Source organism: Mesorhizobium sp. P2_A8 (assembly GCF_056404935.1).
On record NZ_JBFUDB010000003.1, the window covers coordinates 240322 to 255133 of the forward strand.

Consider the following 14812-nt stretch of genomic DNA (forward strand, 5'->3'; position numbering starts at 1 on the left):
AAAAGACTCTAACCAACGCCAAAAAGGGGAACTTTGCCATGATGAACAGACGTGCAATGCTGCAGGGCGTGGTCGGCGCGGGTGCGGCCGGTGCCGCGCTTCTTGCCGACATGAACACTGCGGCGATCGCCCAGGACGCCAAGCCCATCCCGGTCGGCTCGGCCCTGCCGATGTCCGGCATCGCCGCGGCCGACGGCATCGAGTTCAAGAACGGTCTCGAACTTGCCGCCGGGGAGATCAATGCGGCGGGCGGCATTCTCGGCCGGCCTGTCGAGATCCACATCGAAGACACCAAGGAAATGGGCGCCGACCTCGTCAGCCAGTCGATGCAGCGCCTGATCGACCGCTTCGAGGCGCCGGTCATCATCAATGGCTACAATCTCGGCACCAACATGATCGAGATGGACGTCGCCGCCGACAACGACGTCATCATGATGCACTACAACACGCTGATTTCGCACAATGAGAAGTTCAAGACCGACCCTGCCCGCTATTACAGCTCCTTCCAGGGCGATCCGCCGGAGTTCTGGTATGGACCGGGCTGCCTGAACTTCCTCAAGACGCTTGCCGCGGACGGCAAATGGAAGGCGCCCAACAAGAAGATCGCCATCATCCCCTCGGCCAACGAATATTCGATCGTCATCGCCAACGCGATCCGCGACAAGGCCGCCGAATACGGCTTCGAGGTTAGCCTGTTCGAAACCGTTCCGTTCCCGACCAACCAGTGGGGACCGACGCTGGCGAAACTCCGCCAGGACCCGCCGGCGGCGATCCTGGTCACGCACTTCCTGCCGCAGGACCTGGCGCAGTTCATGGTCCAGTTCCTCGCCGAGCCGATAAACAGCCTGATCTACATGCAGTACGGACCATCGCTGCCGGCTTTCCGCGAGATCGGCGGCGAGGCGGTCAACGGCGTCGTCTATTCGACGGTGATCGGCTGCCTGCCGGACGATTTCTCCAAGCCGTTTCGCGAGAGCTACCGGGCCAAATTCGGTCCGAACTCGGCCTACATCACGGGATCGCAGACCTATGACGGCCTGTGGATGTGGGCGCTTGCCGCGGCAATCGCCGGTGGTCCAGGCGAACCGATGAACAAGGAGCAGACCACAAAGGTGGCCAATGCGATGAAGCGCCTGGTCTATCGCGGGGTCAACGGCACCTATCGGGCCGATCCGGCGGGCCAATCGGCCTTCTGCTATCCGACGCAGGTGGCCGATCCGTCGCTTGGCATGCCGCACCAGTTCCTGCAGCATCAGGATTACAAGACCGATCCGAAGCTGATCGCGCCGGCGCTCTATGCCACGGACAGCTTCATCCTGCCGCCATGGATCAAGTGACCGGACGCGAAAAAGAAACCAACGACACCGGCCGGGCCCTGTGCCCGACCGGCCATTGGGTGAGAAATATGACTGAGGCCGCTGGTCCGATGCTGGTTTGTGACGGTGTGGTCAAACGGTTCGGCTCGCTGGCCGCCGTCGACGGCGTGTCGATGGTGGTCAATGCGGGCGAGATCGTCGGCATTGGCGGGCCAAACGGCGCCGGCAAGACGACCTTCTTCGACGTGGTGACCGGGATCACGCCGGCCAGTGGCGGCCGGGTGCATTTCGGCGACACCGACATTTCGGCACTTCCGGCCGACCGCATCTGCCAACTCGGCATGGCCCGCACCTTCCAGCTCAATGCCGCCTTCGACAGCTTGACCGTTCGCGAAAACATCGAGATCGCCGCCTATTTCGGCCGGCAGCGGCGAAGGCTGGCCGGCTTCCGCCTCGGCGAGGATGTCCGGCAGGCAACGATCGAGGCGCTGGACTTCGTCGGGCTTGCGGCCAAGGCCGACGAGACCGTGGCGCGGCTGCCGGTGCTCGACCGCAAGCTGCTGATGATTGCCGGCGCCATCGCCACCCGGCCGAAAATGCTCTTCCTCGACGAGCCGGTCGGCGGGCTCAACGTCGCAGAGATCGACCAGATCATGGCGATGGTGCTGAAGCTGCGCGACCAGGGACTGACCATCGTCCTGATCGAGCATGTCATGCGCTTTCTCCTGGCGCTCTCCAGCCGCGTGATCATCATGCACCATGGCAAGGTGATCTTCGAAGGCCGGCCGGACAAAGTCGCCGAGGACCAGACCGTCGTCGAAACCTATCTCGGCCAGGGCACGCAGAAACGGCTGAAGAAATTCTTCGACGACAAGGCCGCAACGAATCCGGTCGAGGGGGCGCAATGACGGCCGCAAAACCGCCCGTCCTGCAGCTCGACGGCATCGTGTCGGGCTATGACGGGCTCGACGTGCTCAAGGGCATTTCGCTGACCGTCCGTGCCGGTGAATTCGTCACCGTCGTCGGCCCGAACGGCCATGGCAAATCGACATTGCTCAAGACCATCTCCGGCCTGGTGCCGCTGCGCGGCGGGCAAATCAGCATTGACGGCCAGCGCCTCTTGGGCAAGCCGCATGAGACCGCGATGCTGGGCGTCGCCCACGTGCCGCAGGGCGACATGCTGTTCGCGCAGATGAGCGTGCTCGAAAACCTTTTGATGGGCGCCTATCTGGCGCCGGACAAGGCCGAGATCGCGCGCCGTCTGGACGAGGTCTACGCGCTTCTGCCGAAGCTTGCCGACCGTCGCAACCAGATCGCCTCGAGCTTGTCGGGCGGCGAACGGCGCATGGTCGGCATCGGCCGCGGCCTGATGATGGGCGGGCGCATCCTTTTGATCGACGAGCCGTCGCTCGGCCTCGCGCCACTTATCATCGATCAGGTCTACGGCGTCATTTCGCAACTGAGCAAGGCTGGACGCACGATCCTGCTGGTGGAGGAGAACCCGGCCCGGGTCGAGGATCTCGCCGACCGCCTGCATCTGCTCGACGACGGCGCCATCGTCTGGTCGGGCAAGCCCGCCGAACTGATGGCGCGCGACGAACTCCTCGCAACCTATCTCGGAGGCTGACGCCATGACCGACGTTCTCATGGCCATTCTCGTCGCCGGCTTCACCTCGGGCGCGCTCTATGCGCTGGCGACGGTCGGGCTGTCGCTGGTCTGGGGGTCGATGGGCATGCTCAACATGGCCCATGCGGCGATGCTGACGCTTGGCGGCTATGTCGCCTTCACGGTGATCACCTCGCTCGGCCTGCCGATCGCGATCGGCTTCGCCGGCGCCATCGTCGCGGGTGCTTTGGCCGGCGCCATCCTCTATTTCGCGATCGTTCGCAATCTCCTGCAGAACGACAAATCGACATTCGAAGCCAACGTCATGATCGCCACGGTCGGCATCGGCATCGCCCTCGAGAATGCCATCCTCCTGACCTATGGCGGGCAGCCGCTGAAGCAGCCGGTTTCGATTGCCGGCGCCTTGCGCCTGGGGCCGCTGACGCTGCCCTGGCAAAACCTTCTGATCATCGCGGTGGTGGTCGTCATGATGGTGGTCGTCTCGGCGGCGCTCGGCCGCACGCGGATGGGCCGCGCGATTCGGGCGACGGCGCAAAACCGCGACGCGGCGCAGCTCATGGGCGTCGCCGTCAACCGCGTCTACCTGCAGGTGCTGATGCTGTCGGGCGCGCTCGCCGGCATCTGTGGCGTCATGGTCTCGTCGATGACGCAACTGTCGCCGCCACTCGGGAACGACCCGATGCTGAAGGCCTTCATCATGTGCGTGGTCGCCGGTCTTGGCAATCTGCCGGGCGCCATAGCAGCAGCACTTGGGCTGGCGTTGCTCGAATCCTTCGTCCAGTACGCCTTGGGCGCCAGGTGGGGCTTTCCATCGCTGCTGTTCGTCGTCATTGCCGTGCTGATCTGGCGGCCGTCCGGCTTTTTCGGCCACGCCGAAATCCGGCGCATGTGAGCGGCATCATGACAGAGACACGTCCCATGTCCCGTTCCTCCATGTCCCGCGCGGCCAGGACTGATCTTGCCATCAGCCTGATGCTGATCGCGGCGGCGATCGCGCTGCCGTTCATGGTCGACAGCCGCTACATCCTCGGCCAGATCGTGCTGGCGCTGTTCTATGCGACGATCGCCTCGCAGTGGAACCTCCTGTTCGGCTTCTCCGGCATCTTCTCGCTGGCACAAATGGCGATCTTCGCCTTCGGCGGCTATGCGACGGCGATGCTCTGCTTCTATTTCGGCTGGAACGTCTGGGCCGCCCTTGTGCCCGGCGCGCTCGGCGCGGTGCTGTTCTCGCTGGTCGTCGGCCTCGCCTGCTTGCGCCTGACTGGCGTCTATGTGGCGCTGCTGACGCTGGCGATCGCCCAGACGATGTATCTGCTGATCGTCACCGACACCGACTGCTTCGTCATGGTCGGCTCCGTCTGCCGCCAGTTCACCGGCGGCGCCGTCGGCTTTGCCCGCTTCGGCGATCTCGGCACCAGGGCCTTGCTCAGGGCGCAGTGGCTGGTCGGCAATTACGCCATCATCGCGGTGCTGTTCGCGCTGACGATGGTCTTCACCTACGCGATCGTCAAAAGCCCGATCGGCCTTGCCTTCCGGGCGCTGAAGGACAATCCGGGCTATGCGGTGGCGCGCGGCGTTAACCGCTTCCAGGCGCAGCTTCTGGTGTTCGGCATCTCCGCCTTCTTCACCGGACTGGCCGGCGGTTTCTATGCCGCGCATTTCCAGGCGATCGGCCCCGGTGTGCTGTCGATGTCGCAACTTATGTTCATTATCGCCATCGTCGTGGTCGGCGGCGTCGGCACGTTCTGGGGACCGCTGGTCGGGACGGTGGTGCTAGTGCTGGCCGACGAACTGATGCGCGAGAGCGGCGAGTTCCGCACGCTCGGCCTTGGCCTGATCATTGCGCTGTCGGTGGTGCTGATGCCCAAGGGGCTGGTCGGCCGTTTTGGCGATCTCGTCCACTGGCTCGCGCGCCGTCGCGCCAGCCCAGACAGCAAGCCAGCAGTGAGCAACATTGTGCAAAGCCCGGCCCCGGCCGGAAAGTGAGAGACTTAACGATGTTCGATACGATCATAGTGGGTGCCGGCTCGGCCGGCTGCGTGCTGGCAAATCGCCTCAGTGCCGATCCTGCCCGCAAGGTGTTGCTGCTGGAGGCAGGACGCGAGGCGCCGCTCGCCTCGGACGTGCCCTCGGACTGGCCGACCATGTTCAACACAGCCGTGGATTGGGGCTACTATACCGAGCCGCAGGCCGGTTGCCGCGGCAGGCGGGTGTTCTGGCCGCGCGGCAAGATGATCGGCGGTTCCGGCGCACTGAATGCCATGATCTATATTCGCGGCCTGCCGTCCGACTACGATGGCTGGGCCGCCATGGGCTGCCCCGGCTGGGCCTGGGAAGACGTGCTGCCCGTGTTCAAGGCCAGCGAAAGCAATGCCGAACTCGGCAACGACCCGCTGCACGGCGCCAACGGGCCGCTACATATCGGCAATGTCGCGCATGTCGATGCCAACGAGCTTGCCTGGATCGAGGCCTGCAAGGCCGCCGGCTACAAACACAACCGCGATTTCAACGGCGTCGAGCAGGAAGGTGTCGGCCTCTTCCAATTCACCATCAAGAACGGCGAGCGCTGGGGCACCGGCAAGGCCTATCTGCGCCCGGCGCGGGAACGCCCCAACCTGGTGATCAGGACCGGTGTGCTGGCGACCGGCCTGATCGTCGAGAAGGGCCGGGTCAAGGGCATCCGCTATCTCGTCAATGGCGAACCGGAGACCGCCTACGCCGACACAGAGGTGGTGCTGTCTTCGGGCTCGATCGGCACCTGCCAGTTGCTGCTGCTTTCGGGCATCGGCCCGGCCGACGAACTCACGCGCGTCGGCGTAGCGCCCGTCCACGACCTGCCCGGCGTCGGCAAGGACCTGCAGGACCACATCAACATTCCGATCACCTTCTATACCAAGGACAGGATCGGCGTCGGTGCCTGGACCGACGAGACGCTACAGCGCGACTTCGAGGAATGGCAGACGTCGCGCAGCGGTCCGCGCTCCTCGCCCTGGGTGGCGGCGGGAGGGTTTGTCAAGAGCCGGCCCGATATCGAGCCGGACCTGCAGCTTTACGGCGCCATCAGCCCGCATCGCGATTATGTTCGGTTCCTTTCGTCCAGGCCCGGCATCACGCTGCACACCACGCTGCAGCGGCCAGACAGCCGCGGCGAGATCCGCCTGCGCTCAGCCAATCCGATCGAGTATCCGGCGATCGACCCGCGTTACTTCATCAGCGACGAGGATGGTTCGGACATCGCCACGCTGGTCGAAGGCATCCGCATCAGCCGCCGCATCGCGGCGCAATCGCCGCTTGCCGAAATGCTCGTCGGCGAAATCACGCCGAGCGCCGAATGCGAGAGCGACGCCGAGATCGCCGACTACATTCGCGGCCACTGCACGACACTCTATCACCCGACCAGCACCTGCCGCATGGGCACCGATCCGATGGCCGTCGTCGATCCCGCGTCGATGAAGGTTCATGGGTTGGACGGGCTTTGCATCGCCGACGCCTCGGTCTTTCCGAAAATGGTCTCGGGCAACACCAACGCGCCGACGATCATGATCGCCGAACGCGCCGCGTCGATGATCCTGGCGGGATGAGGCACGAGATGACGACGGGATGGAATTTTCACGAGCTGTATCTCTGGCACGAGACCGGCAACGCCGCGCAGTTCTTTCAGCCGAGCCTGACCATCGAGCCGGGCGAGCATGCGGAGAATGCCGACACGAAACGCCGCTTCCGCAATCTGATGGAGGTTTCAGGCCTGACCGAAAAACTGTCAAGGATCGCCTCCGTCGCGGTGAACGAGGACGACCTCGCCCTGTTTCACGACCGCGACTACATCAGCCGCATCAAGCTGCTCAGTGATGGGCGCGGCGGCGATGCGAGCTATCTCACCCCCTTCGGCCATGGCAGCTACGAGATCGCCTGTCTGGCCGCCGGTGGCACGGCGGCGGTGATGGATGCGGTGTTGAGCCGCGATGTCGACAATGGCTATGCGCTGGTACGGCCGCCGGGCCATCATGCCGAGCGCGCGCAAGGCATGGGCTTTTGCCTGTTCGGCAACGTTCCGGTCGCTATCCTGAAGAACCGTGCCAAACATGGCTTCGAGCGGGTCGCCAGCGTCGACTGGGATGTTCATCACGGCAACGGCACCCAGTCCGCATTCTATTCGGACCCGTCGGTGCTGACCATCTCGATCCATCAGGACGGGCTCTATCCGCATGACAGCGGTCTTCACAAGGAGCGCGGCGAGGGCAAGGGCGAAGGCTACAACATCAACGTGCCGCTGCCGGCGGGCTGCGGCCACGGCGCATATATGTCCGTCTTCGAACGCGTCGTGCTACCGGCGCTCAATCGCTACAAGCCTGATCTCATCGTCGTGCCGTCGGGCTTCGATGCCTCGGCGGCCGATCCGCTGGGGCGCATGATGCTGCATAGCGGCAGCTACCGCGACATGACGCGGATGCTGATGCAGGCGGCGGACGACCTCTGCGGCGGGCGCCTGATGATGTCGCATGAAGGCGGCTATTCGGCCTCCTCCGTTCCCTATTGCGGCCTGGCGGTGATGGAGCAACTGTCCGGAATCAGGACGCATATCGACGACCCGTTCCTGCCGGTCTTCGAAAGCTACGCCGGCCAGCCCTTACAGCCGCATCAGGCGGCCGCTGTTTCCAGGGCGGAGGAACTTTTGGGCGGCATCGCCTAGAATTCTGATTAGGACGATCTGCCAATGAGACGATCTCAAGACCCACCGGCGCCCAATCTCACACATGCGCTCTCCCGCTACCAACCCCCGACGAGCAAAGAGTGTTTCCCATATTCAGGTCGCAGCCGCAGATTACAGCCCGAGCCGAACGCAGGCCTTCACTGCACCAGGAAAGTCCGCCTACGCATAAGGCATGCTGCATTCATGGCCTTGCGGAAAGGCGAAGCCGTGAGGCGATACTCGCCCACGCCTCGACCAGTCACAGCACAGCGGATAGAGCGAGCGCTCGACCGCGTCGCCGAGATCATCGTGGCGCGAGGCGACCATGGTGAGGCATGGCTCCCGCTATACGACCACTTGGAACGCGCCCTGCAGGATCATCGAGCGAAGGAAGAACGCCTCGCCGCAGTGCGCCAACGTGTCATACAATCCCAGGATCGAACGGCAACACGATCTTCATAAGTTCCTCTTGCCACATCTTCATGTCACCGCCCTCGCCGTATTTCGGACGATCGATCGTGTGGCCCATCAGCATGCGCCGAAGCTCCTCGTCCAGCCTACCGTTCTTCATGCGGTCTTCGAATGAATGGCGCAGCGAATAGACGGTGTGATTATCAGTCGGGAACAAATTGTAGCTCTTGAAGTGCTTGTTGAGCAGGGCTGACAGCGACGCCTCGCGATCCTTGTACCGTGGGAAGCCGCTAGGATGCTTTTTGAACACCTCAAGCGCCACGCCGACCAGCGGCACCTTGCGCACCGACGAGGCGGTCTTGATCTCTCGTGGATCGTCCGGATCGTCGCGCGGCTCGACTGAAATGTGCGGCACCTCGTGGTCAACATGGATGACACCGGCATGCAGGTTCGCGAGCACGCTCGGCCGGGCTCCTGTCTCAGCGAAGGCAAGCACGATTCCCCGCGCCTCATCATTGAGTGTCGCAAGCGCGCCAGGCGCAAATATCTTGTCGCGAATCCAATCGGTCGGGAACGGCGGCCGACTGCGCTTCGACTTGTCCGTGAATGACAGATCGGCGAACGGGTTTTTCTGTTCGGGGAAACCGAGATGGCGAAAGTAGTCGGCGTAGAGGGTTCGAAGGTTGCCCATGTTTCGGTTGCCTGTCGATGCCGAACGGTCCGCTCGCCCTTTTTCGGGCGCAACTCGGTCCAGCCAATACTTGTGCACCGCTCGCGCGTCGTCGCGCGTGATCTCGCTCATCGGCTTATCGGCGATCAGACCAATGAAGACATCGACGCTCATTTCGCGCTTTGACTTCCAGCGCTTCTTTTGGTCAGGGCTTTTGGTGCGGATTTCGTCGCGAGCAATCTCGTTGAAATACAGCTTCAGCGCTTCCGATATCTTGTCGTCAGGGCGGGCGACTGCGCCGCCGACCGCGTCGACAGATGTTGATTTGGCAGGCTCCCCTATTGTGCTCTCGACCCGTTGCAGGATCGTATCGAGCGGCTCGGCGACCAGGATCTCAGCGAGTGGCCGATAGATGAATCCCACCGACTCGGCGCGCTTGATGGCTTGGCGGTATCGGACACGCGCCGCCTGTGGATTTTCACCCAGCATCAACGAAGCCCACAAAGCATTGTCAGCAGCCTCGTGGAAATCTCGGGCGGTGCGCGCCTTGATGCGGTCAGTAGTGTCGAGGGCGCGACGCACGAACACGCCACGCTCGTCGAGGTCCCTGACCTCTCTGGGCACCCGCCGGTAGTAGTGGAAAATGATCGCCCCTCAGTTGCAGGAAGCGGTCAGGATCATGCTCTTCGCGTCGTCTTCCCACGTCTCTAAAGCCACCATTTGTATCACAATAGGTAACACAAAATAGGAATCACTCGCAAGATCGCCTATTGGCAATTCAAAATTCTATAACAAATTCAATGCTTTATAGGAAAAGACGATGGTACCGTTGGCTGGGATCGAACCAGCGACCTCCGGATCCACAATCCGGCGCTCTAACCATCTGAGCTACAACGGCACGTTTACCGAGCCGGACCAAGTGGAAAGTTCTCTCTCCATGGCCAGCTCTGTCGTTCGGCGATGCGTCCTTACGGGCTAATGGATCTTAATTCAAGACTTTTGCTGGGCAAAGGTCGCTTCCCCACAACGGCATCGACTTTTCACCGGGCAAAGAAAAAGGCCGGCGGGAGGAGGTGCCGGCCTTTTCCTGTTACGAGCCAGCGGGAGGAGGTGCTGGCTGGTCACCCCGGGGAGCAGAGGGAGGAGGTTCCGCCCACCGGGTATTCCTTGATGGCTACCATCATACGCCTGATCGTTTTTAAGAAAATGCGACCTTTTGTTGCATCCTCAGATCATGCGTAAATGTTAGGCAACCTTGATTTCCTTCATCGCCTTCTCAAAGGCGGTCTTGATCGGCTTGGAGACGTCCTCGGCTGCCTTGGAGGCGACGGCCTGGAAGTCCTTGGCCTGCTCGACGGTCGTCTCGACGCGCTTGCGCAGGAAAGAAGTCTGCAGTTCGATGACTTCCGACAGCGACTTGGCGCCGATCAGGGCTTCGAGATGCGAGAAGCCGGCCTCGGCATTGGCGCGGAGAGCGGAAATGGTCTTGAGCGACAGGTCGCTGGAAACGGTCTTGGCGGTCTCGTAGGTCGACTCCAGAGCCTTCTGGGTCTCCTCGGCACCGGTCTTCAGCTTGGCATAGGCTTCCTTCGACTGCTCGACGCCCTTTTCGGCGAAAGCGCGCATCTGGTCGGTGGCCTTGGAAGCGTCGAAGCTCGGGAACTCAACGTTTTCGATCGTGTCGGCAGTTTTGGTCCTGGACATTTTCCATCCTTTTCAGCGTCAGCGGCTTTGACAGAAAGCCGTCTCGTTCATGTATGATGGCAATATAAAGGCAAATTTTGTGCATTGCAACATCTTTGTTGCGGTGCACCATAAATTTCTTTTGGGCCGTTAACCAAGAGCTCAAAATCCAGCCTTTGCACGTTCTGGCTTGTGGACCTTCGCGCCGCCGGCTTTTATTAACAAAGCGTTAACTGCAAATTCGCCGCTCCGTGAGGGTTCGCCAAGCGCATGCCGTCCGAATATTCCTTCCTCGACGTCGCCGTGCTCGACGCAGTCCGCCAGCGCTTTGCCGCCGGCGACGCGATCGCGATCCTGTCGGCGGATCTGGAGCAGGTGATCTGGGCCAATGGGCCGGGAGCCGCCGCGTTCGGTTATCCCGACATCGAGGCCATCATCGGCGCTTCGGCGCAACTGCCCTTGATCGCCAGACGCCAGATCATGGCGACCAGCGGTTTTCCCGAGATCGGCCGCGACCGCGCCATAACGGTGCGGCTGGCAACCGGCATGACCAGCCGCGCCGTCGGCTTCCTGGCAAGTGCCGTGAGCATGCCGGACGCAGAAAAAGCCATCATGCTGGCAGTTCCAGCGGCGCAGACGGGCTCGCGCAGTGCCGGCGAAATCGCCGCTCGCGCCATCAGCGGCCTTACCGAAGACGGCCATTTCATCGCCTTTGTCGATGCCAGCGGTAACATCGAGGCGGCCTCGGAAGGATTCTCGGCACTGGGCATCTTGCCGGAGACGCTGGCCGCGCTGGTCGCCGACGTGGCAGCCGAGAGCGACCGCATCGTCAAGCGCCTCGTCCCCGGCGGCACAGCCTCCTATCCGGCAGGGCTGGCAAGATTGACCGAGGAACGGCATCTGCTGGTGGTGATCGACGAGGACCAACTCGACGACTCGGCCCCTGCCGATGACAGAGTCGCGGAAGCGCAGGCGCCGGCAAGGGTAGAAACGGCAGCTGCGGAAAGCATGATTGCCCAGCCGGAACCGGACCAGGACAACAGACCGGCAAACGACATCGAACTCCCGGCCGTGGACGAACCGAGCGTTGCGGAAGCCGCCGAGACCATTTCGATGCCGGCGGCGCCTGAGAGTGCCGACACAGCCGGGCAGCCCGCGGAGACGGCGGATAGCGACCCGGGGACTACAGGCGGTACGCTGGCGCAGCACGATCACTGGTACTTCCACGCCGGCGAGGAGGATGCGGCGGAAGATCCGACGCAGCACGATAGCAAGGCCGCCGTCCCCGTCGACCACCCGGTCGCGCGATCGATCGACCGCACGGCGGCGCCACTGCGCTTCGTCTGGCGCACCGATGCCGAGGGCAAGTTCAGCGCGCTGTCCCCGGAATTTGCCGACATCGTCGGCAAGCCGGCCGCCGATGTGATCGGCCGGCGCTTCAGGGATGTCGCGGCCACCTTCGGCCTCGACCCCTCCGGCGAGATCGCAGGCCTGCTGGAGCGGCGCGACACATGGTCCGGCCGCTCCGTGCTGTGGCCGATCGCCGGCACCGATCTGAAGACACCTGTCGACCTGGCGGCATTACCGGTCTATGGCCGCAGCCGCGCCTTTGAAGGCTTCCGTGGCTTTGGCGTTGCCCGCGCCAGTGATGCGGTCGTCGATCCGGAAGCGATCGGCATGGCGCTGGTGCCCAACGGCGAGGCGCCAGCGGTGCAGGAGCCGCAAGCCATCGAACCCGCGCCCGAACAGTCGAAGGCCGAAGAATCCAATCCCGAGGAACCGAAGGCGTCGGACCCGTTCCAGGGCGAGGTGCCGGCGCTGACCATCGTGCCGAAACCGGAGCGGCGCTTTGCCGACAAGGTGATCCGGCTGGCTGAACATCGCCAGCCAGCCAACGACAAGGGCCTGTCGACGCTGGAGCGCAGCGCGTTCCGTGAGATCGGCGAGCGGCTGAAGAAGGACAGTTCCCCGGCCGAGCCGCCGGAGGCCGAGAAGCCCAGGAAACAGGCGACGGAGACACCTGCTGAAGCTGTGGCGGAGGTGCCTACCACGCAGGTCCCGGCAGTCGGCAAGATTCCGTCAGCACCCGTTGCTGCCGCGCACGGGGAGCCGACGCCTGCTGGCGAAATCCCCGCGGCAGAGCCGGAGACCGAAACGGCGTTGGCCGAGCCATCCGAGACCGATGCCGAGGACGAGGCGGATCTGGCGCGACTTGACGGCGGTCACCCGGGCGACGCGGCTCATGGGGAGCCCTCCGATGCACTGCCTAATGCGAAAGGCTCGTTGCTCGCCTATGCCGATCGCGATGACGAACGCGGCCCGGTCGCGGACAACAGTGACCAGGCGCCGGTTTCCGAATCGGTAGCCACGGAACCAGAAGGCACCGAGCCCGTCGCCGCTGATACGACACATGACACCGTCGATCACGACAGCATGACATCGGCCGATTTTCGCGATGCCGAGGAAAGCGAAGATTGGGCGCAGCCCGACGAGGAAGCCGCCGGACCTGACGAGCAGGCGGTTGCGTCCGCCGAGCAACCCGCCAGCACAACCGACGCCGCCGGGACACGCGTCGAGCGCCAACGCCTGCAAGTGCCGCCACTCAAGGCCGAAGGATTTGTGCCGTCGGCCTTTTCGGCCGGCGATGAGCACAAGGCTCCCGATACCTCGCTTCTCAGCAAGCTGCCGGTGCCGCTGCTCATCCATTCCGGCGACCAGTTGCATTATGCGAACGAGGAATTCCTCAACCTGACCGGCTATGAGGCGCTCGACGACCTGGCGGATGCCGGCGGCCTCGGCGCGCTGTTTGCCGATCCCTACGCCGACGACGGCGCCTCCGACGGCACCGATCATGCGTTGCGGCTGAAGACGCATGATGGACAGGAATTTCCGATCGAGGCCATTTTGCGCTCTGTCCCCTGGCGCGACGGCAAGGCGCTGATGCTGGTCGTGCGCCGCGCCGGCGAGGATGAGGCGCCGGCGGCCGTGCATATGGTTGGCGACGACCAGACGCAGCCCGACATTCCCGAGCTCAAGGCACGCATCGCCGAGATGCGCACCATCATCGACACCGCCACCGACGGCGTCGTGCTGATCGGCCGTGACGGCACCATCCGCTCGATCAGCCGGCCGGCCGAAGCGCTGTTCGGCTTCGACAGCGACGAAGTGACCGGCAAGCCGTTCGCCTCGTTGTTTGCGATCGAAAGCCAGCGCGCGGCGCGCGACTATCTCAACGGACTGTCCGAGCCCGGCGTGGCGAGCGTCATGAATGACGGCCGCGAAGTGATCGGGCGCGAGGCGCAGGGGCGCTTCATCCCGTTGTTCATGACCATCGGCCGGCTTCCCAATGACAGCGGCTTCTGTGCCGTCGTGCGCGACATCACACAGTGGAAGCGGGCCGAAGAGGACCTCACCCAGGCGCGCGCGGTGGCAGAGCGCGCGTCCTCGCAGAAGACCGATTTCCTCGCCCGCATCAGCCACGAAATCCGCACGCCGCTCAATGCCATCATCGGCTTTTCCGAACTGATGGTCGACGAGAAATTCGGGCCGGTGGCCAATGACCGCTACCGCGACTATCTGCGCGACATCAACCGCTCGGGCAACCATGTGCTCGACCTCGTCAACGACCTGCTCGACATCTCGAAAATCGAGGCCGGCCAGCAGGAGATGGCCTACGAGGCGGTGTCGCTCAACGACACGCTGGCCGAGACCGTGGCGATGATGCAGCCGCAGGCCAACCGCGAACGCGTCATCATCCGCTCGAGTTTCGCTTCGCGGCTGCCGGAAGTGGTGGCCGACCTGCGCAGCGTGCGCCAGATCGCGCTCAACATCTTGTCGAATGCCGTTCGCTACACCCAGGCCGGCGGCCAGGTGATCGTCTCGACCGCCTATGAGACATCGGGCGACGTCGTCATGCGGGTGCGCGACACCGGCATCGGCATGAGCCAGACCGAGATCGAACAGGCGCTGAAGCCGTTCAAGCAGATCAACGCGCTGAAGCGCGGACGTGGCGACGGCACGGGCCTTGGACTGCCGTTGACCAAGGCGATGGTGGAGGCTAACCGCGCCCGGTTCACCATCAACTCGACACCGGGAGAAGGAACTCTGGTCGAGGTCGCTTTTCCGTCGACCCGCGTGCTCGCGGAATAGAGCAATTCCAGGAAAGCTCGAGCGGGCAAAGAAAAAAGGCGCCCAAAAGGACGCCTTAAGAGATGGGATTGCTGTCACAACGGGGCTTGAGCGAATTCAGATCCTCGGGGGCTGAGGAACGGGATTTCTCCCTCAAGTTACGTGCGACTATCGACGCCGGGCCTTAACAACTCCTTACCGAGCTGCCAAAAAATTTACGAATGTGTACCACTCATGAAATCTAGGTAAATTCTCGCGACATATTTGGTTAACCATGCGGCCCAAGC

General features: G+C 63.2%; 11 protein-coding genes and 1 tRNA gene. 8 read left to right on the forward strand and 4 right to left on the reverse strand.

The window, feature by feature from the left end:
- The first annotated feature begins 38 nt into the window (after positions 1-38).
- The 7 genes from AC1D10_RS10710 to AC1D10_RS10740 all read left to right on the forward strand — a co-directional run bounded on the left by AC1D10_RS10710 (position 39) and on the right by AC1D10_RS10740 (position 7633).
- Positions 39-1337, forward strand: coding sequence for an ABC transporter substrate-binding protein (locus tag AC1D10_RS10710; protein ID WP_477271366.1), 1299 nt, complete (start codon positions 39-41; stop codon positions 1335-1337).
- 68 nt (positions 1338-1405) lie between these two features.
- On the forward strand, positions 1406-2224 hold the full coding sequence (locus AC1D10_RS10715) for an ABC transporter ATP-binding protein (RefSeq protein ID WP_477271368.1): 819 nt from the start codon (positions 1406-1408) through the stop codon (positions 2222-2224).
- Positions 2221-2943, forward strand: a complete 723-nt coding sequence (locus AC1D10_RS10720) for an ABC transporter ATP-binding protein (RefSeq protein ID WP_477271370.1) — start codon at positions 2221-2223, stop codon at positions 2941-2943. Before AC1D10_RS10715 ends, AC1D10_RS10720 begins: the two co-directional genes overlap by 4 nt.
- Positions 2944-2947: 4 nt before the next feature.
- Entirely contained in the window at positions 2948-3835 is an 888-nt protein-coding gene (locus tag AC1D10_RS10725) for a branched-chain amino acid ABC transporter permease (protein WP_477271372.1), read from the forward strand.
- 26 nt (positions 3836-3861) lie between these two features.
- Positions 3862-4929 carry a branched-chain amino acid ABC transporter permease gene (locus AC1D10_RS10730; protein WP_477271374.1) on the forward strand — a complete coding sequence of 356 codons (1068 nt, stop codon included), beginning with the start codon at positions 3862-3864 and terminating at the stop codon, positions 4927-4929.
- An 11-nt stretch (positions 4930-4940) separates the two neighbouring features.
- Positions 4941-6524, forward strand: a complete 1584-nt coding sequence (locus AC1D10_RS10735) for a GMC family oxidoreductase (protein ID WP_477271376.1) — start codon at positions 4941-4943, stop codon at positions 6522-6524.
- 8 nt (positions 6525-6532) lie between these two features.
- Entirely contained in the window at positions 6533-7633 is a 1101-nt protein-coding gene (locus tag AC1D10_RS10740) for a class II histone deacetylase (protein WP_477271378.1), read from the forward strand.
- 180 nt (positions 7634-7813) lie between these two features.
- On the opposite strand, the gene AC1D10_RS10745 is transcribed toward AC1D10_RS10740, so the two are convergent.
- The 4 genes from AC1D10_RS10745 to AC1D10_RS10760 form a co-directional block, all read right to left on the reverse strand.
- Positions 7814-7960 carry a hypothetical protein gene (locus AC1D10_RS10745; RefSeq protein WP_477271380.1) on the reverse strand — a complete coding sequence of 49 codons (147 nt, stop codon included), beginning with the start codon at positions 7958-7960 and terminating at the stop codon, positions 7814-7816.
- A gap of 94 nt (positions 7961-8054) precedes the next feature.
- On the reverse strand, positions 8055-9302 hold the full coding sequence (locus tag AC1D10_RS10750) for an integrase (RefSeq protein ID WP_477271382.1): 1248 nt from the start codon (positions 9300-9302) through the stop codon (positions 8055-8057).
- Between the two features lie 233 nt (positions 9303-9535).
- A tRNA-His gene (locus AC1D10_RS10755) sits at positions 9536-9612 on the reverse strand.
- A 347-nt stretch (positions 9613-9959) separates the two neighbouring features.
- Positions 9960-10418, reverse strand: a complete 459-nt coding sequence (locus tag AC1D10_RS10760) for a phasin (protein WP_477271384.1) — start codon at positions 10416-10418, stop codon at positions 9960-9962.
- A 249-nt stretch (positions 10419-10667) separates the two neighbouring features.
- On the opposite strand from AC1D10_RS10760, the gene AC1D10_RS10765 reads away from it, so the two are divergent.
- Positions 10668-14546, forward strand: coding sequence for a PAS domain S-box protein (locus AC1D10_RS10765; protein WP_477271386.1), 3879 nt, complete (start codon positions 10668-10670; stop codon positions 14544-14546).
- Positions 14547-14812: the final 266 nt, after the last annotated feature.

Bases quoted from the DNA above. Each gene is read 5' to 3' on its own strand.
- AC1D10_RS10735 (WP_477271376.1), top strand. From the start codon at position 4,941: ATGTTCGATACGATCATAGTGGGTGCCGGCTCGGCCGGCTGCGTGCTG.
- AC1D10_RS10720 (WP_477271370.1), top strand. From the start codon at position 2,221: ATGACGGCCGCAAAACCGCCCGTCCTGCAGCTCGACGGCATCGTGTCG.
- AC1D10_RS10765 (WP_477271386.1), top strand. From the start codon at position 10,668: ATGCCGTCCGAATATTCCTTCCTCGACGTCGCCGTGCTCGACGCAGTC.
- AC1D10_RS10730 (WP_477271374.1), top strand. From the start codon at position 3,862: ATGTCCCGTTCCTCCATGTCCCGCGCGGCCAGGACTGATCTTGCCATC.
- AC1D10_RS10760 (WP_477271384.1), bottom strand. From the start codon at position 10,418: ATGTCCAGGACCAAAACTGCCGACACGATCGAAAACGTTGAGTTCCCG.
- AC1D10_RS10725 (WP_477271372.1), top strand. From the start codon at position 2,948: ATGACCGACGTTCTCATGGCCATTCTCGTCGCCGGCTTCACCTCGGGC.
- AC1D10_RS10740 (WP_477271378.1), top strand. From the start codon at position 6,533: ATGACGACGGGATGGAATTTTCACGAGCTGTATCTCTGGCACGAGACC.
- AC1D10_RS10715 (WP_477271368.1), top strand. From the start codon at position 1,406: ATGACTGAGGCCGCTGGTCCGATGCTGGTTTGTGACGGTGTGGTCAAA.
- AC1D10_RS10745 (WP_477271380.1), bottom strand. From the start codon at position 7,960: ATGGTCGCCTCGCGCCACGATGATCTCGGCGACGCGGTCGAGCGCTCG.
- AC1D10_RS10710 (WP_477271366.1), top strand. From the start codon at position 39: ATGATGAACAGACGTGCAATGCTGCAGGGCGTGGTCGGCGCGGGTGCG.